We start from the raw sequence: 21889 nt of genomic DNA on the forward strand, positions 1-21889 counted from the left end.
GGCGAACCAGCTTGTTAAGTTAGCATTATTGTACGCCGCGCAGCGCGGCGATGCGTTGTTCGAGTGGCGGATGGGTGGTGAACAGTGCGCCCCAGCCGCCATTGCCGCCGCTGATGCCCAGCGCCTGCATCGATTGCGGCAGCTCGCCCGGCGGCACGCCGCCCAGGCGGGCCAGCGCATGCATCATCGGCGTCGGGCTGCCCAGCAGCTTGGCGGAACCGGCGTCGGCGCGGAATTCGCGCTGGCGCGAGAACCAGGCCACGATGATGGAAGCGAGCAAGCCGAAGATCACTTCGCACACCATCACGGTCACAAAGTAACCGATGCCGCGCCCGCCGCCTTCACGATTGTTATTTTTCAGCAGCACATTGTCGACAAAGAAGCCCACGACGCGGGCCATGAAGACGACGAAGGTATTCACCACGCCCTGGATCAGGGTCAAGGTGACCATGTCGCCATTGGCCACGTGGGCGATTTCATGGCCGAGCACGGCTTCGACTTCATCGCGGTTCATGCTTTGCAGCAAGCCAGTCGAGACGGCCACCAGCGCCGAATTTTTAAAGGCGCCCGTGGCGAACGCATTCGCGTCGCCTTCGTACACGGCCACTTCCGGCATGCCGATGCCGGCCCGCTCGGACAGCGCGCGCACGGTATTGACCAGCCACAATTCCGTCGACGAGGTCGGGTTATCGATCACGCGCGCGCCCGTGCTCCACTTGGCCATCGGTTTGCTGATCAACAGGGAAAAGATCGACCCCATGAAACCGACCACCAGCGAAAACACCAGCAGGCTGCCCAGGTTCAGGGTGCTGCCGCGCGCCGGATTGCCCACGCCCAGCAAACTGAGTACGAGCGACAGCACCAGCATCACGGCCAGATTGGTTGCAATAAACAGGACGATACGTTTCATGGGCGTTGGCTCCGGAAAAACAAGAATGACTAAAAGATAAGTATGCGGCCGCGACTTTTCAAGCCCGCATGGCAGGCGCAGGCCAGCCGCGCCCTAGAACCAGTCGTGCCAGATCGGGGTCACGTTTGAAGGCAAAGGCGGCAGCATGGCAAAATCCACGCGCGACTCGCCCGGCGCATGGAAATCCGTGCCGCGCGAGGCGAGGAAGCCGTAGGCATTGGCCAGTTGCGCATATTCCGGATACTGGTCCGGGCTGTGGCTGCCCGTGACGACTTCGATGGCCACGCCGCCGAGCTGCTTGAACTCATCAAACAGCACGCCTTGCGCCATGTCGCTGAAGCGGTAGCGGCCCGGATGGGCGATGACGGCCACGCCGCCCGCGCCGCGTATCCAGCCCACCGCTTCGGCCAGGGTGGCCCAGCGGTGCTCGACGTAGCCGGGCTTGCCTTCCGACAGGTATTTCTTGAACACGTCGGGGATGTTCGCGCATTTGCCCATTTCCACGATGTAGCGGGCAAAGTGCGTGCGCGACATCAGGTCCGGGTTGCCAACGAATTTCAAGGCCCCTTCATAGGCGTCGGGGATGCCGGCCAGATCGAGCTGGCGGGCGATTTCGCGGCCACGCGCATCGCGCCCGGAACGCGTCTGGTGCAAGCCCTGCACCAGACCCGGATTGTTTTCATCGACTTGCAAACCGACGATGTGCACGGTTTCGCCAGCCCAGGTAATGGAAATTTCCACGCCAGCCACGAAGCGCATGCCCAGATCCAGCGCGGCCGTGCGCGCGGCGGCAACGCCCGACACTTCATCGTGATCCGTCAGCGCCCAGACATCGACGCCCGCCTTGCGTGCGTGCGCGGCCACGGCGGCGGGAGATAACACGCCGTCGGAGATATTCGAATGACAATGCAGGTCGACTTTAAGCATGTGAAAACAATACCCTGCACGGGCTCAGCATGGAAGAAGTTTTCATTGTACGCTGCTTGTCCAATCGCGCTGCGGCGTTCCAGACACACATCAGGCCAAAAAGGCTTCCACCAGGCGAGCCAGTGCCGCCGGCTGGTCATGATGCAGCATGTGGCCCGCGTCCGCCATCATCTCGCAGCGCACATCCTTGATGCAGGCCAAACGCCGGTCGATTTCAATGCGCGCTTGTTCCTTTGGCCCCATCCATTGCCACATATTTGTATCGTCGGCTTCCACCCACAGCACGGGCGCCGTGATGCGGCGCCAGCACGCCATCACTTCTTCCACCTGGTACAGGATGGGATTGACCCGCTTGTGCTGCGGGTCGCCCATGATGTCCCACTCGCCCGCCTCGTTCTGCGCCGACCAGTGCTCGGCCAGGAAAGCCGCGCGCTCGTCCGGCAGGCGCGGATTGGTCTTTTGCAGGCGCTCGGCCACGGCCTTTTGCGTGGGATAGCTACGCATGGCGGGCGGCTCGCGCAATTCGTCCAGCCACTTGGCGTAGCGGCCCGGCGCCTGCTCCGGCTTGCTTGCCATCATGCCGAAGCCTTCCAGGTTGATGAAGCGGCTGATGCGCTCGGGCCGCACGCCCGCGTACAGGCCGGCCACGTTGGCGCCCATGCTGTGGCCCAGCAGGTTGACGGGCGCGTCCGGCGAGTAATGCAGCAGCATGGCGTCCAGGTCCGCCAGGTAGTCGGGGAACCAGTAAGTGTCCGATTGCGTATAGTCGCTGAGGCCGAAGCCGCGCCAGTCGGGGGCGATCACGTGCCAGTCGCCCTGCAACTCGTCGACGACGAACTGGAACGAGGCGGCCACGTCCATCCAGCCATGCACCATGAACAGGATGGGCGCGCCTTCTCGGCCCCAGTGCCGCACATGCGTGCGGGCGCCGCGGATGTTGATGAATTCGGAACGGGAAAGTTTCATGGTTTTCATCTCATTGCCTGCCTTGAAAGTGGCGCGAATGGCGCCACATGCTGTGTCTGTAGATAGTGCGGGCATAAAAGTACGACCGTTCGATAATTATACCGGATTGACGCCCGGCGCTCGGACTTGCCCTGCAACAGCGTAAAATAGCGCAAAACTTCCGCGTCCGGCCGTGCCCGGCGCTTCCACCACCGCCACAGGCTAACGATGACACTCTACCAATTGGGCGCCGATGCGCCGCAGATTGATGCTTCCGCTTTTGTTGCCGACACGGCCAATGTGATCGGCAAGGTGACCCTGGAAGCGAATACGTCCGTATGGTTCGGCGCCACGATTCGCGGCGACAACGAACGCATCACCGTGGGCGCCAACAGCAATGTGCAGGAAGGCGCCGTGCTGCACACGGATCCGGGCTACCCGCTGGACATCGGATCGAACGTCACCATTGGTCACCAGGCAATGTTGCATGGCTGCACCATCGGCGATGGCGCCCTGATCGGCATCCAGGCCGTGATCCTGAATGGCGCGAAGATCGGCAAGAACTGCCTCGTCGGCGCGGGTGCGCTGGTCACGGAAGGCAAGGAATTTCCCGACAATATGCTGATCATCGGCTCACCGGCGAAAGCCGTGCGGGCTCTGACGGCAGACGATATCACCAGGCTACAAAGCAACGCCGTGAACTATGTGCAACGCGGCCAGCTATTTAATACGCAACTCAAGAAGATTGGATAAGAGAATGACGACTGAAACCACGGGCGCGGTCAGCGCAGCCGTTAGCGGCCAGGATACCCTGCAAAAATTTATTTTCGACAACGCCGCCGTGCGCGGCCAGTTCATCGACGTGTCCGGCACCTGGCAGGAAGTGGTGTCGCGCCACGCCTACCCGACGGCCGTGAAAAAAGTGCTGGGCGAAATGGTGGCTGCCGCCGCCCTGCTGTCGGCCAACCTGAAATTCAACGGCTCCATCATCATGCAAATCCATGGCGACGGTCCCGTGCGCCTGATGGTGGTCGAGTGCGACTCCGACCTGCGCCTGCGCGCCACGGCCAAGCTGGATCCGGATGCCGCCATCCCCGACGTGGCCACCGTGCCGCAATTGCTCAACGCCACCGGCAAGGGCCGCTTCATCATCACCCTGGACCCGGCCGACAAGGTGCCAGGCCAGCAACCGTACCAGGGCATCGTGCCGCTGGACGGCGACGACATGGCGACCGTGATCGAAAACTACATGTTGCGCTCGGAACAGCTTGATACGCGTCTGTGGCTGGCCACGGACGACACCGTCTCGCGCGGTCTGCTGCTGCAAAAGCTGCCCCACCATGGCGGCAAGGCCGAAGCGACGCCCGTGTCGGAAGAAGATGCGCTCGACACGTGGAACCGCGCCGTGATGCTGGCGTCGACCCTGAAAGAGGCGGAAATCCTGTCGACCGATATCGACACCCTGATGCAGCGTTTGTTCTGGGAAGAAACGATCCGCGTCTTCGACCCGCTGCACCCGAGCTTCCATTGCAGCTGCACGCGCGAAAAAGTGGGCAATATGCTCAAGATGCTGGGCGAGGAAGAAGTCAACAGCACCCTGGAAGAAGTGGGACAAGTGGGCGTGAACTGCGATTTCTGCGGCCAGCACTATGAATTCGACAAGGTCGATTGCGCGCAGCTGTTCGTCACGGATGCGCCAGCGGAAGTGTTGATTCCACCCGCAGCCAGCATTAACTAATTGTAATATTCTTCGCGCCGCCCTTGAGGTGGCGCTTTTGTTTCCGCTGTCATCCTCCCGTCATCAGTTCGTCATCAGCCCGTCACGCGCCGCCGTTACGCTGCGCAGCTTGTATTCCTCCCAATACTTTCCACAGGCTGATAATGACCACCCACTTGACGCTGGCCCTGCGCCGCCATTCCTTCCACGTTTTGCTGGGCGCTTGCGCCGCAGGCTTGAGCTTGCCTACCCTGGCGCAAACGGCCGTCGCCGCCGCCGTGGCATCGGCCACTACCGACATGGCCGCAGCGGCCGCCCCGGCTGCCGACGACAATGCACCGATGACCACCGTGGAGATTTCCTCGCGCAAGACGCGCTCTTCCGTCGCCCTGAGCAAGAATGAAATCCAGAAAATCCTGCCCGGCACGAATCCCCTGAAAGCCCTGCAAACCCTGCCCGGCGTCAGCTTCCAGACGGCAGATCCATGGGGCAACAACGAGCAGAACCTGTCGCTGTTCGTGCATGGCTTTTCCGGCCAGCAACTCGGTTACACCATGGATGGCGTGCCGCTGGGCGACCAGCAGTACGGCAACTACAACGGCCTGTCGCCGCAGCGCGCCGTGATCAGTGAAAACGTGCGCAGCGTCGTGCTGTCGTCGGGCGCGGGCGACCTGGCCACGGCCTCGACCAGCAACCTGGGCGGCACCATCGAAACCTATTCCAGCGACCCGCTGGCCACGCAGGGCGCCAGCGTGCAGCAAACCGTGGGCAGCCACCGCACCTCGCGCACGTTTGCCCGCTACGATACGGGCGCCTTCGGCGAAGGCAGCAGCGCCTACTTTTCCATCCTGCACCATGAAGCGCGGGCCTGGGATTTCGACGCGCGCCAGGGCGGCGACCAGTTCAACGCCAAGTACGTCAACCGCAGCGAAGCGGGCAAGCTGACCCTGTTCTTCAATTACTCGGACAAGATCGAACCGAACGAAGACAGCACCGTGCACGTGGCCGGCGAAACGAGCGCGCCGTACACGCGTCCCTTCCTGTACCCGGACTTCAAGGCGGCCCTCAATTACCTGTCGCCGACGGGCGCCACGCCTGCCGCGGACGGCAACAATTACCGCAATTACTACAGCGATGCGCAGCGCACCGATTACCTGGCGTATGCCAAGTTCGACGCCAACTTGTCCGAAGGCATGACGTGGGCTAACCAGGTGTATTACCACAAGGATGACGGCGCGGGCGTGGTGGCCGGCCCCATCGGCGTGGCCGGCTTGCCTGGCCTGTTCAGCGTGTACTACCCGAAACAGAATTTGAAGCAAGTCTTCGGCAACTCGGGCTATGCCGTGCGCACGACGGAATACGACATCAAGCGCGGCGGCTTTATTTCCACCTTGCGCAAGGAAATCGGCAATCACCAGCTGGAAGCGGGCCTGTGGCTGGAACAGAACCGCTCATCCGCCTATCGCCGCTGGTATGCGCTGGACGTCAACAACCCGACATCGCCCTACGACCGCCCCAGCAATCCTTTGATCACGCAGTACGGCAGCGAGATCGACAACAAGGTGGTGCAGCTGCACTTGCAGGATGAATGGCGTATCCGCCCCGATATCGCCCTGCAGGCCGGCTTCAAGTCCAGCCTGCAATTTGCCGATGGCCAATTCCCCGTGCAGCCGGCCAAGGGCGCCATTTCCGGCGGTTCGACGGCCTTGCCGGTCGGCACCATCAACACGAAAAAATGGTTTTTGCCGCAAGTGGGCGCGCGCTGGGATTTCACGCCGCAGGACCAGCTGTATTTCAATATCCAGAAAAACATGCGCCAGTTCGTCACCTATGGCGGTGGCGGCGCCTCGCCGTGGAGCTTGTCGAGCCAGGCCGCGTTCGACCTGTTCAAGCGCGATGCCAAGCCGGAAACGGCACTCACCTATGAGGTGGGCGTGCGCGGCAGCCACGCCTTGAACCTGGGCGCCATCACGGCCATCGATGGCCAGGTCAACGTCTACCACGTCGATTTCAGCAACCGTTTGCTGCAGATCAGCCCAACCCCCGTGATTTCCTCCATCATAGGCGGCAACCCCGTGCTGGCCAACGTGGGCAGCGTGCGCACGGACGGCATCGATATCGCGGGTACTGTGCACTTCGGCAACAATTTCTCGTTCTACAATGCCCTTTCCTACAACCGCTCGCAGTACGCGGACAATTACAACAATGGCGCCGCGCTGGTACTGACGGCGGGCAAGAACGTGCCGGGCTCGCCGGAATGGCTGAACAAGTTTGTTGCTTCCGCGACGTTTGGCGATATCGAAGTGCAACTGACGGGAGACTATGTGGGCAAACGCTACGCGACGTACACCAACGATTTATCGGTCCCCAGCTACTTCCTGATGGGCCTGGGCGTGTCGGGCAAGCTGCCGGCCATGGCCAGCTGGCTGAAAAACCCGCGCTGGCGTGTCAACGTCAGCAACCTGGCCAACCGCGAAGGCTCGCTGAACGTGGTGGTCGGTGCGGCCGACAAGACATACAACACCTTCCCGATCGCCCCGCGCCAGGGCTTCCTCACCTTGACGGCGGATTTCTGATGCGCACATCAATCTTGCCGCAACGGCATTTTTCGCGCCGCAGCTTCGTCCAGGCGGCCGTGGGCGGCCTGGCGCTGGCCGCCGCGCCCGGCTTTGCGGCCGGCCTGCTGACTGCGCCACCGGCGCGTCCGCTGGTCTTCGCCCACCGCGGCGCCAGCGCCCTGCGTCCCGAGCATACATTGGCGTCCTACGCCAAGGCCATCCTCGACGGCGCCGACTACGTCGAGCCGGACCTGGTCGCCACGCGCGACGGCATCCTCGTGGCGCGCCACGAAAGCAATCTGATCGACACCACCGACGTGGCGCGCCGGCCCGAGTTTGCCAGCCGGCGCGGCAAGAAGATGGTCGACGGCGAATGGCACGAAGGCTGGTTCGTCGACGACTTCACCCTGGCCGAACTGAAAACCCTGCGCGCCATCGAACGGCTGCCGAAAGTACGTACCGGCAACACCTTGTACGATGGACAATTCCAGATCCCGACCTGGGAAGAAATCATCGATTTTGTTGCAGCGCAATCAGCCGCCAGCGGACGCATCATCGGCCTCGTGCCGGAGCTGAAAAGCTCGACGTATTTCCGCGATGCGGGCCTGGCGCTGGAAGACCGTTTCCTCTCGACCCTGCTGGCGCACGAATACACGCGCCGTGCGCCGATCGAAATCCAGTCCTTCGAGGTGGCGAATTTGAAATACCTGCGCGAGAAGCTGGGACGGCGCGCCAACGTGCGCCTGATGCAGCTGGTGGTGGGTGGCGATATCCGCCCGATGGACGTGGCCAAGGCAGGCGGCAAGCTGACGTTCGGGCAAATGATCACGCCAGCCGGCCTGCGCGACATCGCCACCTACGCGGACGTGGTGGCGCCGCCCACGCGAGCAATCATCGCGCTGGGCGCCGACCAGCGCCTGGCCAAGCCCTCGTCCATCGTCGACGATGCGCACCAGGCGGGCTTGCTCTTGCACACGTGGACCTTCCGCCCGGAAAACCGCTTCCTGGCGGCCGACTTCCGCGACGGCAATGGCGAAAATGCGCGCAACGAGGCTGGTTCCGTGGCGGAAATGCGGCGCTACATCGAGACGGGACTCGACGGTTTTTTCAGCGACGATCCGGGTTTGGGACGCATCGCCGCAGGATAAACCGCAGGATAAACATTTAGTAACACATTCATTTTCAGGGCGTGGCCAATGGCTACGCCCTTATTATGCGTTTCTTGAATTTCTGAAATTGGAATTTGAAATTGGACGCATATCGCAAACTCCATTATTGTGCAATGCAACAACAGACCATTCATGGAGGGCATATGTCCACTTTTACCAACACCTACAGCAACGACAACGACAACTACTTCAGCAACCTGGGCCGCGCCACGCGCGCCTTCCTCGGCGCCCTGCTCGCTTCCAAGCCATACAGCGAACTGGCACAGAAGGAAGTCATCGCCACGAACACCAGCACCAGCAACGTCGAAGAACAGCGCTATGTGCGCCCAAGCAAGCGCGACATCGCCCTGCTGAACTCGGAAGCGGCCCGTTACGAAAACCTGATGCCGAATCTGGCTTCGGAATTGCGTTTTCTGGCGTCGCGCGGATAAAAAACACTGAAAGGATTTTTATATGATATTTCTCGAAACCGCACTGATCGCTGTCGCCGTCGTGGTCACCAGCATCCATTTTTATCTGATCTCGACCGGCAAGGCCCGTTTCTGATCAGCAAGCAGCAAGGCAGCAGCACGCCGCGCCATGCGGCCAATCGTGTGCAGCAGTACAAGGTAACAAAGTAGTCATGTGACAGGTCAGCCTGGCAATCGGTCCAGGCTGGCAAGCGGGAAGTAGTTGGTAGTCAGTACTCAGTGTGGCGCAGCGGCGTCCACCGGCGTTTCCAGCAGTGGCGGGGTTTGTCCCTTGCGCACGATCTGCACGAAAATCTCATTCTGTTTGACCATGCCCAGCTCGTAGCGGGCACGCTCTTCGACGGCGCCCGTCCCATCTTTCAGGTCGCGCACTTCGGATTCGAGCTTGGCGTTGCGCGCCTTCAATTCCATATTCTTTTTATTCGCCACCGCCACTTGGGCTTCCATGTCGGCAACACGCAGCCAGCCGCCTTTGCCCAGCCAGAGGGGAAATTGAATCAACAGCAGCAGGGCTGCCAGGGCGAGCGTAATCAGGCGCATGGGGTATTCAGTTAACAAACCGGCCGGATATCTCCGGCCGGCCAGTGGGTTTTACATCAGCTTACTTCAGATTATAGAACGCATCGCGGCCAGGGTAGCTGGCGATGTCGCCCAGGTCTTCCTCAATACGCAGCAGCTGGTTGTACTTGGCCATGCGGTCCGAACGCGACATCGAGCCGGTCTTGATCTGCAGGGCGTTCGTGGCAACGGCGATATCGGCGATGGTCGAGTCTTCCGTTTCGCCCGAGCGGTGCGAAATGACGGCCGTGTAGCCGGCGCGCTTGGCCATTTCGATGGCGGCGAACGTTTCCGTCAGGGTGCCGATCTGGTTGATCTTGATCAGGATCGAGTTGGCGATGCCTTTCGAGATGCCTTCTTTGAGGATCTTGGTGTTGGTGACATACAGGTCGTCGCCGACCAGTTGCACTTTCTTGCCCAGTTCCGCCGTCAGAATCGCCCAGCCGTCCCAGTCGCCTTCATGCATCGCGTCTTCGATCGAGATGATCGGGTACTTGTCGCACCAGGTCGCCAGCAGGTTGGTGAATTCGGTGGCCGTCAGGCTCAGGCCTTCGCCTTCCATTTCGTACTTGCCGTTCTTGTAGAACTCGGACGCGGCGCAATCGAGGCCGATGGCGATCTGCGTGCCTGGCTCGTAGCCCGCTTCTTCGATGGCCTGGATGATCAGCTTGATGGCTTCTTCATGGTTGGCCAGCGATGGCGCGAAACCGCCTTCGTCGCCCACGTTGGTGTTCAGGCCCTTCTTGTGCAGGATCTTTTTCAGCGTGTGGAATACTTCCGCGCCGTAGCGGACGGCTTCCTTGAACGACGGGGCGCCCACGGGAATGATCATGAATTCCTGGATGTCCAGGTTGTTGTCGGCGTGTGCGCCGCCGTTGATGACGTTCATCATCGGCACTGGCATCTGCATGGCGCCCGAACCGCCGAAATAGCGGTACAGCGGCAAGCCCGCTTCTTCGGCGGCAGCCTTGGCAACGGCCATCGAGACGGCCAGGATGGCGTTGGCGCCCAGGCGCGATTTGTTTTCCGTGCCGTCCAGGTCGATCAGGGTACGGTCCAGGAAAGCCTGCTCATTGGCGTCCAGGCCCATGATGGCTTCGGAGATTTCGGTGTTGATGTTTTCGCATGCTTGCAGCACGCCCTTGCCGAAGTAGCGCTTGGCGTCGCCATCGCGCAATTCCACGGCTTCGCGCGAACCGGTCGAGGCACCCGACGGCACGGCCGCACGGCCCATCACGCCCGATTCCAGCAACACATCGCATTCGACGGTCGGGTTACCGCGCGAGTCCAGGATTTCGCGACCGATAATATCAACAATAGCACTCATGTCATTCTCCAAAGTTAAGCTTAACAGGGGGCTGCACACTGCGTTCTGATGCGCAATTGCACAAAGGGGGCAAAGAAACTCCCGGCGGGAAACATCTGGCCGGGAGCTGTCTTACGGGTAATACTGTCGCGATCGACCGCGTTATTGCGCAGCGGCGTTGGCTTCTTTGTGCGCCAGCGCTGCCTTGATGAACGAGGTAAACAACGGATGGCCGGTGCGTGGCGTCGACTTGAACTCAGGATGGTATTGCACGCCCATATACCATGGGTGGGAATTCTCACCCGTGCGTGGCAATTCCATGATTTCGCACAAGTCTTCGCTCGGCGTGCGGGCCGACACGATCAGGCCAGCCGTTTCGACACGGGCCAGGTAGTGATTATTGGCTTCGTAGCGATGACGGTGACGCTCGGTCACCACGCTGCCGTAGATCTCGGCGGCGAGGGTGCCCGGATTGACGGCGCAGGTCTGCGCGCCCAGGCGCATGGTACCGCCCAGGTCCGAGTTTTCATCGCGCAACTCGACTTTACCATCGTGGTTTTGCCACTCATTGATCAGTGCAACGACAGGTTGATCCGTATCAAGGTCGAACTCGGTCGAATTCGCGTTCGGCATGCCTGCCTTGTTGCGCGCGTATTCGATCAGGGCCACTTGCATGCCCAGGCAGATGCCCAGGTAAGGGATCTTGTTTTCACGGGCGAACTGGGCCGCCTTGATCTTGCCTTCCACGCCGCGCTTGCCGAAGCCGCCCGGTACCAGGATGGCATCGTACTTGGCCAGGCCGTCGCAGCCCGTCGTTTCGATTTCTTCCGAATCGATGTACTCGATGTTGACGCGGCTTTCCGTGTGGATGCCAGCGTGGCGCAGCGCTTCGATCAGCGACTTGTACGACTCGGTCAGCTCGACATACTTGCCGACCATGCCGACGGTCACTTCCGCCTTCGGGTGCTCCATCGTGTAGATCAGCTTGCTCCAGATCGACAGGTCGGCCGGTGCCGGATCGAGGTCCAGCGCGTCGCAGATGATCTTGTCGAGGCCCTGGTCGTGCAGCATTTGCGGCACTTTGTAGATGGTGTCGACGTCCCACACGGAAATGACGGCCTGCTCTTCGATATTCGAGAACAGCGAGATTTTCGCGCGCTCGTCTTCCGGGATGGCGCGGTCGGCGCGGCACAGCAGCGCATTCGGCATGATGCCGATTTCGCGCAGCTTTTGCACCGAGTGCTGGGTCGGCTTGGTTTTCAGTTCACCGGCCGAGGCGATGTAAGGCACCAGGGTCAGGTGGACGAAAGCCGTGTTCTTGCGGCCGGCGCGCAGGCTCAGCTGACGCGCCGCTTCCAGGAATGGCAGGGATTCGATATCGCCGACAGTGCCGCCGATTTCGCACAGGGCCACGTCGTAGCCTTCGGCGCCACGGCGGATGTAATCCTGGATTTCATTGGTGATATGCGGAATCACCTGCACGGTCTTGCCCAGATATTCGCCCCGGCGTTCCTTGCGGATCACCGATTCATAGATCTGGCCAGTGGTGAAGTTATTCACCTTTTTCATGCGGGTGGAAATGAAGCGCTCGTAGTGACCGAGGTCGAGGTCGGTTTCGGCCCCGTCATCGGTGACGAATACTTCACCGTGTTGCATAGGGCTCATCGTGCCAGGATCGACGTTGATATACGGGTCGAGCTTGAGCATGGTGACTTTAAGGCCGCGCGATTCGAGGATCGCGGCGAGGGAGGCGGCGGCAATCCCTTTTCCAAGGGAAGACACAACGCCACCAGTGACGAAGACAAATTTGGTCATTGCAGATGGTGCCGAACGGCACGTGCGGGAAATTGAAATTATACACTAAAGCCCGCCTGCGTCGCTCCCCGCGCGCGGAAATTTGCGGCAAATACCGACTATCCCTCCCCCTCCTGCTGTCTACACACAACAAAATTGCGTAGTGGCAATAATTGAAATATTTCCAATTCCATATATTGTGTGGGCGAGCGAACAGACCCTGCCGCGCCCTGGCGGCAGACTGGCATTTTCAACAGGAGGTCCATCATGAGCTACGAAGAACGCGACGCCTACGGCATGTATGTCAACCGCGGCCACAAAGGTCCCGGCCCCGAACTGATGGGTGCCGACACCCTGATCGGCGACCATGTGCACAACGCCAAGGATGAACATCTGGGCGAAATCAAGGAAATCATGATCGACATGCGCAGCGGCAAAATCGCCTACGCCGTCATGTCGCACGGCGGTGTCTTCACCATCGGCGAAAAGCTGTTCGCCGTGCCGTGGGAAGCGCTGCTGCTCGACACCGTCAACAAGCGCTTCACCCTCAACGTCGACAAGGAACGCATTGAAAATGCGCCCGGCTTCGATACGGATAACTGGCCGAACATGGCCGATACCACGTGGGTGAACTCCATTCACAGCTATTATGGAACGACACCACGCGAGTATTAATTCACCCCAAGCGCAGGGCCGGGGTCGTACCCTGAGGGTACGACCCCAGTATTTGCACTTGGGTTTGACTAGAACCGGTACTCCAGCCCCGCTACATACGTCCTGCCCCGCGCCGTGCTCAGCGGCGTGTTGTCCTGCGACTGGGACGGCATTGAGTTCAAACGGTTCAGCGCTTCCGAGAAATTCTTGTTCAGGGCGTTTTGCACGGACAGGCGCAGGAACAGATTTTTCGTCACCTGCCAGCTCGCATACAAGTCGATCACGGCCGGGATCTTTGGATTCTCGGCCTTGAGCACTTCGCCCGTCGCTTCATCGGCTTCATTGTCCGGCGACAGGCGGCGGTTCGAGCCTGTGTGCTTGAGGATGGCGCCCACTTCCAGCTTGTTGTCCAGCAAGCGCGTGCCTACGTCGAGGTTGTAGTACACGCTGGGCAGCTCGCTGATGTCGGCCGCGCCAAACCAGGCGCTGGCGATCGACGTGGGCTGGCGCGTCGTTTCGCGCGTGTACGACAGGCGCGCATAGGCAGGCCCCAGCTGATATTGCGCTTCCAGTTCCCAGCCGCGCGAGTACACGGGCGTGGCCGAGTTGATGTAGATATACATGTTCGTCATGTAGTCATCCACATTCTGCCAGTCGTTGGCCAGCACTTCCGCGATATTGCACTTGCGGCCGCGGTCGCACACGAGGAAGGACTGGCTGGTGATATAGCCGTCGATCTTGCTCTTGAAATACAGGGCCTTGAAGTTCAGCACGTCATTCTTGCTCAGCAAGCCATGCAAGCTGGAATTGAAACCCAGCTGGTAGGTCGTCGCTTTCTCGCCCTTCAGGAAAGGATTCATCGAGGCCCCGCCGTCATTCGAGAAAAACACCTCCTGCGGATTCGGCCCGCGCATGGTGCGCTCGGCGCTGGCGAATGGCTGGAACCACGGCGTCACTTGCGCGGAAACGAGCAGCGAAGGATTGATGCCATGCTCCTTGAGCGCAATATTGCTCGCCCCTTGCGGGAAACACTGCACGCGCGGGTCGCAGGCGGGCTTGTAGCCGGTCAAATCAAAGTGCGTGTAATTGAGGCCCGCATTGACTTGAACAATGCCGCGGTTGTATTGCAGGTCCGCATACAGGCTGTTGATCTTTTGCACGCCCTCGGGGCCAAACGTATTGTTTTCAATCGATTGCTGGTTCGCGTCCGGATTGTCCGGATCGTCGACCAGGCTTTCCACGTGCTTGCTGTACTTATTGCGCATCAGCTTGCCGCCTATGGTCACCAGCGCATCGCCACCGGCCAGTTTGAAACTGCTGGTGTTGTTGATGTCGACAGCGTCGGCGCGGTTGGCCGCATTCGTGTTGATGAAATTGGTCAGCGCCTCGGGCATGTATTTCTGGTTGCCGCGGCTGCTGCTGGCCACCACATTGAGGTCGATCAATTCCGAAAACGGCGTGTAGTGATATTTCACGTAGTAGTCATTGCTCTGGATATCGCGGCGCGTAAACGTGTTGCGGTAATCGCGCGCCGACAGTTCCAGCGCATGGAAGTCGCTCAACTTGAGATCCAGCTTCAGCAGTTGCGACTTGGGTTTCTGCTTGTAATAGCGGTTGTAGCCGAAACCGAACTCCTCGCTGTTGACGCCCTTGGCATTCTTGTAGTTGTTGCCGATCACGCTAGCGCTCGTGGCGGCCATGAAGCCCACGCTGCCGCCATCGAAGGCGGGGTTTTTCATGGCCACGGCCAGCATGGCGCTGCGCCCCACGCCGTTATTGCCGGTCGACATTTTCGTGCGCGCCCCCGTTTTTTCGCCGGCGAAGACCACGTCATCGACGCCGATGGTGCGGAAATTGGCGCTGCCGGCCAGCGCATTGACGCCGTCGCCGCCGACAACATTGCCGCGTGACACATCCACGCCGATGATGAAGTTCGGGTCGATCAGGGCGCCGAACTGGCTGCTGGGCACGCCGCCGTGCGACACGGACGACGGTGCGCTGCCATAGTAATTCTGGCTCACGCCATCGACCATCATGTTGACGCGCCCCAGGCCCGACAGGCCGCGGATGTTGACGCTGACGGCGCCCTGCGCCGGATCGATCTGGGTAAACGTGCCCGGCATGCTGCGCACGATCTGGTCCACGGGCTGCAAGCGCGTATCGGCGCCGCGCGCACTGACGGCGCCCGGTTTTTCCAGCGCCTGCTGTTCCACGGGAACCGTTTCACCCGATACATTCAGCGGCGAAAATTCCACCTTGCCACTGTCTTGCGCCTGTTGCGCCCATGCCTGCTGCGCGAGCAAAGCCATGCAGATGCTCACGGCCTGCGTCATTGTCTTGATATGCATACACCCTCGATTTCTTATGTGATTGAAAAATGTGACATTCAGCTGGTGCCGCCGTCGGCATCGAGCCGGAACGACACGGGCAAGGTGACCGTCACCGTGCCCTGTCGCAATACGGTGGCGGGCGGCGCCGGCAGCGGCTGCGCGCGCTGCAGCACTTGCAAGGCTTCGCGGTCGAGCAGCACCGTGCCCGACGAGGTGACCAGCTCGCTGGCCAGCAGCTTGCCATCACGGTCCACCTGGAAGCGCACCCAGGCGGCGCCAGCCCGCTTGCGCTGGCGCGCATCGCCCGGATAGCGCTTGAAATGGGCCAGGTGGCCAAGCACCTGGCTTTGCCAGCTGGCGGGCGCCGCGCTGGTCGACGGCGTGTCGCTGTTGAACGGCGCCGCCTGGGGACCGCGCACGGGGCTTGGCGCCGGTGTGGCGCTGCTGCTGGCCTGCGCAGGCACGGCAGCTTCCTTCGCGGCATCCTTGCCGGGATCGGGCGACGGACTGGTTTCTGCCTTCGCCTCTTTTTCCGCCGCGACGATGTCCGGCGCGGCGGCACGCGCCAGCACCGGCAAGGCTTCCTGTCGTACTGCACTCTTGGGCGGCCGGGCGGCGCTGGACGCGGCCGACTGGCGCGCGCCCACGGCATGCGCCACCCGCGTTTCCGGCGACATCGCTTGCGCGGCAAAGACCAGCATCACGCTGGCCGCCGGGTTGGCGGGCGCCACGGTGACGGGTTGCCAGCTGGCCCACAGCAGCAGCGCCAACGCGGCGGCCGCCACCAGCGACGTGGCAATGCCCCAGCTCAATACAGGGCGCGGATTCACCCGCCCTCCCGGCCCACTAGGCCCACTTTCAGATAGCCGGCCTGGCGCAGGGCGTCCATGACGCCCTGCACGTCTTCATATGTCGCTTGCTTGTCGGCCTGGAAAAACAGCGTGCGCTGGCGGTCGCCGCCCGTCTGCGCGTCGAGCAGGCTGCCCAGCTGCTCGCGCGCCACGGGCAATTCGCCCAGGTACAGGCTGTGGTCGGCTTTCAGGGAAACGAACAGCGGTTTTTCGGGACGCGGTTCGGGCTTGGCCGTGGCGGCCGGCAAGTCGATTTTCAGGTCGACGGTGGCCAGCGGCGAGACCACCATGAAAATGATCAACAGCACCAGCATCACGTCGATGAAGGGCGTGACATTGATCTCGCTCAACTCCGGCATGTCGGCCGTGTCGTCGTCCGACGAAGGAAACAGGGACGCCATGGCTCAGGCCTGCTGGCGCATGTCGAGGTCGCGGCTCAGCATCAGCAGCACTTGCGCGGAAGCGGCGCGCAGCTGCGCCTTGTACTGGTTGATGCCGCGGCTGAGCACGTTGTAGATGACGACGGCGGGTATCGCCGCCACCAAGCCCAGGGCGGTGGCCAGCAAGGCTTCCGCAATGCCGGGCGCGACTGTCGCCAGATTCGTGCTCTGGCTGACGGCGATGCCGATAAAACTGTTCATGATGCCCCACACGGTGCCGAACAGGCCGACGAACGGCGCCACGGCGCCGATGCTGGCCAGCAGGCCGATGCCTTGCGTCATGCTGCGTACATTGTGCGCGATCCACTGCTCCTGACGAAAGCCAGCCCGCTCCTTCAGGGCCGCCGCCGGTGCATTGGCGTGCGACAACTTCAGTTCCTGCTGCACGTCGCCGAGCAGCTGCTGCGCCAGCATGGACGCCCCGCTCTTTGCTGCCGCGTCCGGCAAGGAGATCGCCGTCTTCAGCACAGCGACGGCTTGCGCAGCCGCGCGCCTGGCTTGCAGCAAACTGGCGCCTTTCACCAGCAAGACCACCCAGGTAGCCAGCGCGGCGCCCAGCAAGCCGATGAGCACGCTTTTGACGACCTGGTCGGCGGCGAAAAACATGCCCAGCGGCGACATGTCATGCGGCAAGGCGGACGCTTGCGCGGTGGCGTGACAGAGGGAAAGAACGGCACCGCAGCTGGCGGCTTTAAGGCAAGAGATACGCATGAGAACTTTGACAGGTAACAGGCATGGCTGCGCCAATGGCGCGCACGCGCATGCAAAAAAATCGGACGGACTACCTGGCTGCTGCGGGGGAGCTTGCTGGGGGAGAGTGCCGGGCAGAACGCCCGGCGGACATACAAAAAATTATTTGGCGCTGGCGACGGCAGGTGCAACAACCGGCGTGAACCAGACGAAATCGGCCTGCGGCGCCAGCACCGTGGCGCCCTGCTGTGCCAGCACCAGCACCAGCGGCGCCGGGCCGCCCGTCAAGTCCTGCACGTGCAGCGGCACGCCCAGGTCCTTGTGCGCATGGTAGGCGCCGGCGATCAGCACGGCCGGCGCGGGCGCGGCCAGCAGGCGCTCGGCCATGCGGCGGTCGCGCTGCTGCTGCACCGACAGCATGGCGGCCAGGCGCGGTTCGTCGATCTGGTTGTCGTGCATGACGCGGATGATGTCCTTCAATTTGTCATGCACCTTGGCATCGTTGGCCAGGTTCGAGTGCTTGCCCTGCACGGCCGGCTTGTCGATAAACAGTTGCTTGATCTCGCTGCGGTCCAGGTTGGCCGACCAGACGGGATATGGCGCGCGCATCACGGTCATGACCAGATCGCCATACTGCTCCCACTTCCAGTTACGCTGCCACGCCAGCAGCTCGGCCACGTGCTCTGGGCGCACGACGGGATCCGTCTGCAGCCACGGCTTGACCTTGTCCACCTTGGCTTGCTGGTCCGGATTCAGCATTTCCAGCAGCACGCTGCCTTGCGGACGCTGGCCCTGCAGTTGCTGCAACAGCCATTGCTCGATCTGGTGATGGCTGAGCTGGTCATGCTGCTCGCCGACGATGACCCGCGGCGCGGCGGCCAGCTGGGCCAGCAATTGTTCGGCGCTCAGGCGCTGGCCGCTGCGCAGGTCGACGATCTCGCCCAACTGGCGCACATCTTGCGCAGTAGCGGGCGCGGCGGCGGTCGCGCCGGATCCGTTGACGGGTGCGACGCTGCTGCAAGCGCTCAGGGCCAGTACGCAGGCGGGCAGGACGGCGGCGAAGGACAGGGGGAATCTCATGGGCATGGCCTTTCGGGTGGAAGCACACATTGCAAAATAACTACTGGCGGGCATTCTAATAGAAATGATTCTCATTTACAACCAATACACGGCACGCCATGCCGATTTTTTTACAACTGGCAAAAATCAACGCTGGCGCCCGGCGCCCCCGATCTGTGCATGAGGACGTGCCTTCAGCAAAGGAACGGAAGCGGCCAATTCGGATCGATCCAGGAAAAAAGCACGGTTATCAGCGAGTTTCCCGATCATAAAATCAATAAAAGTCCTCACCCGCAGTGACTGTTCCGCTCGATGTCCATAGTAGATATAGATGGCGCCGCACTCGCTGACATGCTGCATGAGCAAAGGCACAAGCCGGCCGCTGCGGATATGCGGCATGGCCTCGAAACTACCTAGTTGTCCAATACCAAGACCCGATAACACAGCCTGTGTCTCCATCGCGGTGTCATTCACGCAAATGACTGCCGGGATGTCCCGATGCACAATCTCGTCGCCGATCTGAAACTGCCATTGCGCAACCTTGCCTGTATTTGCCCACCGATAGCCGGTGCAGCTGTGCTGGCTCAGTTCGTCTATCGTTTGAGGTGCGCCGTGGCGTTGGATGTAGTCTGGCGATGCGCAAACGATCAACTGGATGGGCATGAGCCGCCGCGCAATCGCCCCTGCCGAAGGCGGCGGCCCTCCCCGGAAACCCACATCGGCGCGTCCGCTCACCAGGTCGGTGAACTGGTCATCGAGCTGGATGTCGAGCTGCACTTTGGGATTATGCTGCTGAAATAATTCAAAAAATTGCCAAAGCACCGAAAGCCCCAGCGACCGGGGAGCGTTGATGCGCAATATCCCGTTGACCTCTTCCTTGGACCGGCGCGCTTCGTCGAGGGACGACGACAGTATGGCAAGTGCCGGTTTCACGCTATCGAACAAGCGCTGGCCCTCTTCCGTCAAACTCAGCTTGCGCGTGGTCCGATGGAACAGGCGCACGCCAAGTGATTTTTCCAGCTGGATCACCGACTGGCTGGCCGCCTGTGGCGAAATGCCCTGGTCAATGGCCGCGCGCCGCAGACTGCCCAGCGTTGCCGTGCGGACGAAGATGGTAATGGCGCGGATATCATTCATGGAGCGATGATGATTAGCAAGTTTTAGTTGATTATCATTCTAGCATTTGACCACTAGTTCATGCTAATTTTTGCTTTTATCATTCGCCCTTTAAACACCTCGGGAGCAGAATGATGAATAACGTTCAACAGCATGAATTCAAGCGCGTCTGGTTGATCACCGGTGCATCAAGAGGCATCGGCGCATTGATTGCAGAGGCGGCACTGGCGGACGGCAATGCGGTGGTCGCAACCGGGCGTAACGTCGCCGCGATCGTCGAGCGGCTTGGCAGCTGCGCCGCGTTGTTGCCGCTTGCGCTAGACGTGACGAATGAGGAACAAACCAGGCAGGGTGTGCGCGTTGCGCTGGAACATTTTGGGCGTATTGACGTGCTCGTCAATAATGCGGGCTTCGGTCTGCTGGCTGCCGTGGAAGAGTCTGGCGATGCGGATGTGCGACGGATGTTTGACACGAATGTCTTCGGCTTGCTGAACGTGACGCGCGCCGTGCTGCCGGCAATGCGCGCGCAGCGTTCCGGTCACGTGATCAATATTTCATCGATAGGCGGCTATCAGGCTGCGGCAGGATTCGGGGTGTATTCATCGACAAAATTTGCCGTCGAAGGCATCACCGAGGCCATGCATACCGAGCTCAAGCCGCTGGGCATTCACGCCACTGTCGTCGAGCCAGGCTATTTCCGCACCGATTTCTTGGATGCATCGTCGCTGCTCGTAGCACCCGATGAAATTGGCGATTACGCGGCGACTTCAGGCGCCGTGCGCAAACAGGCGTTGGCGCTGAACCACAATCAGCCCGGTGATCCCCAAAAATTGGCGGCCGCCATGCTCCGCCTTGCAGACGCGCCCCATCCGCCACTGCGTCTTCCCATGGGCACCGACACGCTGGCTGCGATTGCCGCAAAAAACGCCTTTGTGGCACAGGAAATGGATACGTGGCGCGACCTCTCCGCATCTACGGATTTTCCCGCCTGACAGAGCTTGACCGGGGTGGGCCATGCCTGAATTTTCCCATATGGACAATTCGCGGGCTACTCCGCACCTGATTCTTGAAACCACCGTGATATATCGCATACGCAGGCGAGGAATAAAGCATGAGCACATCTGATTCTGTTGTCAAAGTTTTCCACCATCACCTACGGCGGATGTCAGGACGCGATCCGCACGAACCACATCGAGTCGCATCGTCCCTGGAATTGTTATTCGACCTGACTTTCGTCACATGCTTTGCGTTTGCCGCCGCCCAGTTCGCACACGCGCTCGCGGCAGGCCATTACGCCAGCGCACTCATCGGGTTTGGCTTCGCCAGCCTCTGCATCTGCTGGGCCTGGTTCAATTTCACCTGGTTTGCATCCGCCTACGACACTGACGACTGGATTTTCCGCATCACCACAATGGTACAGATGACGGGCGTGCTGGTGCTGGCGGTCGGCTTGCCACGCCTGTTCTCTTCCCTCGAACACGGCCAGCAACTGGATAATTCGGTGATGGTACTCGGCTACGTGATCATGCGCGTGGCGCTGATATTTCAATGGTTGCGGGCAGCGAGGCAAGACCTCGCGCGGCGCCGCGCGTGCCTCACCTATGCCGCCGCCATTGCGATTGCCCAGATAGGCTGGATAGCGATTATTCTTTTCCCTTTCTCGATGGACGTGACCATGACCCTGGCTGCCCTCTGGTTTCTCATCGAGTTTGCCGGCCCCGTGCTGGCGGAGCGCAAGGATGGCGGTACGCCCTGGCACGCGGAGCACATTGCCGAACGCTACAGCCTGTTCGCCATCCTTGCCTTGGGTGAAGGACTGGTCGGTACGGTCGCGACCTTGTCTGCCGAAATGGAGCACCAGGGCTGGACGCTGGAAACGGCACTCGCTTGCATTGCAGGCGTCGGGCTGACCTTTGGCATGTGGTGGGTGTACTCCATTCTACCGTCGGCGCATGTGCTGCACGTGCATCGCTCACGCGCTTTCATCTGGAGCTATGGGCAGATATTGATCATTGCATCTATTGTGGCAACGGGCGCGGGTCTTGACGTCGCGGCGAACCTGATTGAAAACAAGGCCCATATCGGCACACTCCCGGCCCTGCTCGCCACCGCGATTCCCGTGACCATTTTTCTCGCCTTGATTTATGCGCTCCACTATTTTCTTGTGCGCCGCTACGATCAACTGCATCTATGGCTTCTGCTCGCAACAGCTGCCGTCATCGCGACGGCGATCATGGCGGCGATCTTTGGCGCGAATATCGTTGAATGCCTCGGCATTCTGCTCTTTGCACCGGTCATCACGGTCGTCGGCTATGAGGTACTGGGACATCGTCACCAGGGTGACATGCTCACGCCCCACTAGTGGCAGGGTCGCCGGCAGGCAAGCCCGATCAGC

At 61.0% G+C, this 21889-nt stretch carries 20 protein-coding genes; 8 read left to right on the top strand and 12 right to left on the bottom strand.

Annotated features, from left to right (window positions below; translation table 11 throughout):
- Positions 1-25: 25 nt before the first annotated feature.
- The 3 genes from htpX to HWE17_RS12995 form a co-directional block, all read right to left on the bottom strand.
- Positions 26-910, bottom strand: coding sequence for a protease HtpX (htpX, locus tag HWE17_RS12985; RefSeq protein WP_176389014.1), 885 nt, complete (start codon positions 908-910; stop codon positions 26-28).
- Between the two features lie 93 nt (positions 911-1003).
- A complete protein-coding gene (locus HWE17_RS12990) occupies positions 1004-1837 on the bottom strand; it encodes a 3',5'-nucleoside bisphosphate phosphatase (protein ID WP_176389015.1) in 834 nt (277 codons plus the stop codon).
- 90 nt (positions 1838-1927) lie between these two features.
- On the bottom strand, positions 1928-2803 hold the full coding sequence (locus tag HWE17_RS12995; protein ID WP_176389016.1) for an alpha/beta fold hydrolase: 876 nt from the start codon (positions 2801-2803) through the stop codon (positions 1928-1930).
- Between the two features lie 207 nt (positions 2804-3010).
- Between HWE17_RS12995 and HWE17_RS13000 the strand changes: the two genes are divergently transcribed.
- From HWE17_RS13000 to HWE17_RS13020, 5 genes are all read left to right on the top strand, one after another.
- Positions 3011-3535 carry a gamma carbonic anhydrase family protein gene (locus HWE17_RS13000; protein ID WP_035821175.1) on the top strand — a complete coding sequence of 175 codons (525 nt, stop codon included), beginning with the start codon at positions 3011-3013 and terminating at the stop codon, positions 3533-3535.
- Positions 3536-3539: 4 nt separating this feature from the next.
- Positions 3540-4520 carry an Hsp33 family molecular chaperone HslO gene (gene hslO / locus HWE17_RS13005; protein WP_099403610.1) on the top strand — a complete coding sequence of 327 codons (981 nt, stop codon included), beginning with the start codon at positions 3540-3542 and terminating at the stop codon, positions 4518-4520.
- Positions 4521-4663: 143 nt separating this feature from the next.
- Positions 4664-7075, top strand: coding sequence for a TonB-dependent receptor (locus HWE17_RS13010; RefSeq protein WP_176389017.1), 2412 nt, complete (start codon positions 4664-4666; stop codon positions 7073-7075).
- Entirely contained in the window at positions 7075-8205 is a 1131-nt protein-coding gene (locus HWE17_RS13015) for a glycerophosphodiester phosphodiesterase (protein ID WP_099403608.1), read from the top strand. Before HWE17_RS13010 ends, HWE17_RS13015 begins: the two co-directional genes overlap by 1 nt.
- Positions 8206-8369: 164 nt before the next feature.
- Positions 8370-8657 carry a hypothetical protein gene (locus HWE17_RS13020; RefSeq protein ID WP_035821181.1) on the top strand — a complete coding sequence of 96 codons (288 nt, stop codon included), beginning with the start codon at positions 8370-8372 and terminating at the stop codon, positions 8655-8657.
- 255 nt (positions 8658-8912) lie between these two features.
- Here the strand turns inward: HWE17_RS13020 and ftsB are convergent, their stop codons facing one another.
- The 3 genes from ftsB to HWE17_RS13035 form a co-directional block, all read right to left on the bottom strand.
- Complete coding sequence (gene ftsB / locus HWE17_RS13025; protein WP_035821182.1) at positions 8913-9236, bottom strand: cell division protein FtsB; 324 nt, start codon at positions 9234-9236, stop codon at positions 8913-8915.
- A 61-nt stretch (positions 9237-9297) separates the two neighbouring features.
- On the bottom strand, positions 9298-10581 hold the full coding sequence (gene eno, locus HWE17_RS13030) for a phosphopyruvate hydratase (RefSeq protein WP_034750709.1): 1284 nt from the start codon (positions 10579-10581) through the stop codon (positions 9298-9300).
- Positions 10582-10722: 141 nt separating this feature from the next.
- Positions 10723-12375: a CTP synthase gene (locus HWE17_RS13035; RefSeq protein WP_176389018.1), complete on the bottom strand. Its 1653-nt coding sequence runs from the start codon at positions 12373-12375 to the stop codon at positions 10723-10725.
- Positions 12376-12621: 246 nt separating this feature from the next.
- On the opposite strand from HWE17_RS13035, the gene HWE17_RS13040 reads away from it, so the two are divergent.
- Positions 12622-13029, top strand: a complete 408-nt coding sequence (locus HWE17_RS13040) for a PRC-barrel domain-containing protein (protein WP_035821190.1) — start codon at positions 12622-12624, stop codon at positions 13027-13029.
- Between the two features lie 68 nt (positions 13030-13097).
- Here the strand turns inward: HWE17_RS13040 and HWE17_RS13045 are convergent, their stop codons facing one another.
- The 6 genes from HWE17_RS13045 to HWE17_RS13070 all read right to left on the bottom strand — a co-directional run bounded on the left by HWE17_RS13045 (position 13098) and on the right by HWE17_RS13070 (position 19515).
- Positions 13098-15356: a TonB-dependent receptor gene (locus HWE17_RS13045; RefSeq protein WP_176389019.1), complete on the bottom strand. Its 2259-nt coding sequence runs from the start codon at positions 15354-15356 to the stop codon at positions 13098-13100.
- Positions 15357-15394: 38 nt separating this feature from the next.
- On the bottom strand, positions 15395-16168 hold the full coding sequence (locus HWE17_RS13050; protein WP_176389020.1) for a TonB family protein: 774 nt from the start codon (positions 16166-16168) through the stop codon (positions 15395-15397).
- Positions 16165-16590: a TonB system transport protein ExbD gene (gene exbD, locus HWE17_RS13055; protein WP_217916770.1), complete on the bottom strand. Its 426-nt coding sequence runs from the start codon at positions 16588-16590 to the stop codon at positions 16165-16167. The genes HWE17_RS13050 and exbD overlap by 4 nt, the downstream gene beginning before the upstream one ends.
- Before the next feature lie 3 nt (positions 16591-16593).
- A complete protein-coding gene (gene exbB / locus HWE17_RS13060) occupies positions 16594-17262 on the bottom strand; it encodes a tonB-system energizer ExbB (protein ID WP_278316724.1) in 669 nt (222 codons plus the stop codon).
- Positions 17263-17481: 219 nt separating this feature from the next.
- The gene (locus tag HWE17_RS13065) at positions 17482-18399 is read right to left on the bottom strand and encodes a ChaN family lipoprotein (protein WP_099403601.1); all 918 of its coding nucleotides are present in this window, start codon (positions 18397-18399) and stop codon (positions 17482-17484) included.
- A gap of 126 nt (positions 18400-18525) precedes the next feature.
- On the bottom strand, positions 18526-19515 hold the full coding sequence (locus HWE17_RS13070) for a LysR family transcriptional regulator (RefSeq protein ID WP_051958973.1): 990 nt from the start codon (positions 19513-19515) through the stop codon (positions 18526-18528).
- A 113-nt stretch (positions 19516-19628) separates the two neighbouring features.
- Between HWE17_RS13070 and HWE17_RS13075 the strand changes: the two genes are divergently transcribed.
- Together HWE17_RS13075 and HWE17_RS13080 are read left to right on the top strand one after the other, a co-directional pair.
- Positions 19629-20486 (top strand): oxidoreductase, encoded by an 858-nt coding sequence (locus tag HWE17_RS13075; RefSeq protein WP_176389032.1) that lies wholly within the window; start codon positions 19629-19631, stop codon positions 20484-20486.
- A gap of 119 nt (positions 20487-20605) precedes the next feature.
- Positions 20606-21856, top strand: coding sequence for a low temperature requirement protein A (locus tag HWE17_RS13080; protein ID WP_217916771.1), 1251 nt, complete (start codon positions 20606-20608; stop codon positions 21854-21856).
- The last annotated feature ends 33 nt before the right edge of the window (positions 21857-21889 follow it).

Source organism: Janthinobacterium sp. BJB401, from assembly GCF_013372745.1.
GTDB lineage: Bacteria > Pseudomonadota > Gammaproteobacteria > Burkholderiales > Burkholderiaceae_D > Janthinobacterium > Janthinobacterium rivuli.

What these genes read in the sequence shown, in the direction of transcription:
- hslO (WP_099403610.1), top strand. Translation starts at nt 3,540, where the DNA reads ATGACGACTGAAACCACGGGCGCGGTCAGCGCAGCCGTTAGCGGCCAG.
- HWE17_RS13080 (WP_217916771.1), top strand. Translation starts at nt 20,606, where the DNA reads ATGAGCACATCTGATTCTGTTGTCAAAGTTTTCCACCATCACCTACGG.
- exbD (WP_217916770.1), bottom strand. Translation starts at nt 16,590, where the DNA reads ATGGCGTCCCTGTTTCCTTCGTCGGACGACGACACGGCCGACATGCCG.
- HWE17_RS13070 (WP_051958973.1), bottom strand. Translation starts at nt 19,515, where the DNA reads ATGAATGATATCCGCGCCATTACCATCTTCGTCCGCACGGCAACGCTG.
- HWE17_RS13040 (WP_035821190.1), top strand. Translation starts at nt 12,622, where the DNA reads ATGAGCTACGAAGAACGCGACGCCTACGGCATGTATGTCAACCGCGGC.
- HWE17_RS13035 (WP_176389018.1), bottom strand. Translation starts at nt 12,375, where the DNA reads ATGACCAAATTTGTCTTCGTCACTGGTGGCGTTGTGTCTTCCCTTGGA.
- ftsB (WP_035821182.1), bottom strand. Translation starts at nt 9,236, where the DNA reads ATGCGCCTGATTACGCTCGCCCTGGCAGCCCTGCTGCTGTTGATTCAA.
- HWE17_RS13065 (WP_099403601.1), bottom strand. Translation starts at nt 18,399, where the DNA reads ATGAGATTCCCCCTGTCCTTCGCCGCCGTCCTGCCCGCCTGCGTACTG.
- eno (WP_034750709.1), bottom strand. Translation starts at nt 10,581, where the DNA reads ATGAGTGCTATTGTTGATATTATCGGTCGCGAAATCCTGGACTCGCGC.
- HWE17_RS13010 (WP_176389017.1), top strand. Translation starts at nt 4,664, where the DNA reads ATGACCACCCACTTGACGCTGGCCCTGCGCCGCCATTCCTTCCACGTT.
- HWE17_RS13045 (WP_176389019.1), bottom strand. Translation starts at nt 15,356, where the DNA reads ATGCATATCAAGACAATGACGCAGGCCGTGAGCATCTGCATGGCTTTG.
- HWE17_RS12990 (WP_176389015.1), bottom strand. Translation starts at nt 1,837, where the DNA reads ATGCTTAAAGTCGACCTGCATTGTCATTCGAATATCTCCGACGGCGTG.
- HWE17_RS13020 (WP_035821181.1), top strand. Translation starts at nt 8,370, where the DNA reads ATGTCCACTTTTACCAACACCTACAGCAACGACAACGACAACTACTTC.
- HWE17_RS13075 (WP_176389032.1), top strand. Translation starts at nt 19,629, where the DNA reads ATGAATAACGTTCAACAGCATGAATTCAAGCGCGTCTGGTTGATCACC.
- htpX (WP_176389014.1), bottom strand. Translation starts at nt 910, where the DNA reads ATGAAACGTATCGTCCTGTTTATTGCAACCAATCTGGCCGTGATGCTG.
- HWE17_RS13000 (WP_035821175.1), top strand. Translation starts at nt 3,011, where the DNA reads ATGACACTCTACCAATTGGGCGCCGATGCGCCGCAGATTGATGCTTCC.
- HWE17_RS13015 (WP_099403608.1), top strand. Translation starts at nt 7,075, where the DNA reads ATGCGCACATCAATCTTGCCGCAACGGCATTTTTCGCGCCGCAGCTTC.
- HWE17_RS12995 (WP_176389016.1), bottom strand. Translation starts at nt 2,803, where the DNA reads ATGAAACTTTCCCGTTCCGAATTCATCAACATCCGCGGCGCCCGCACG.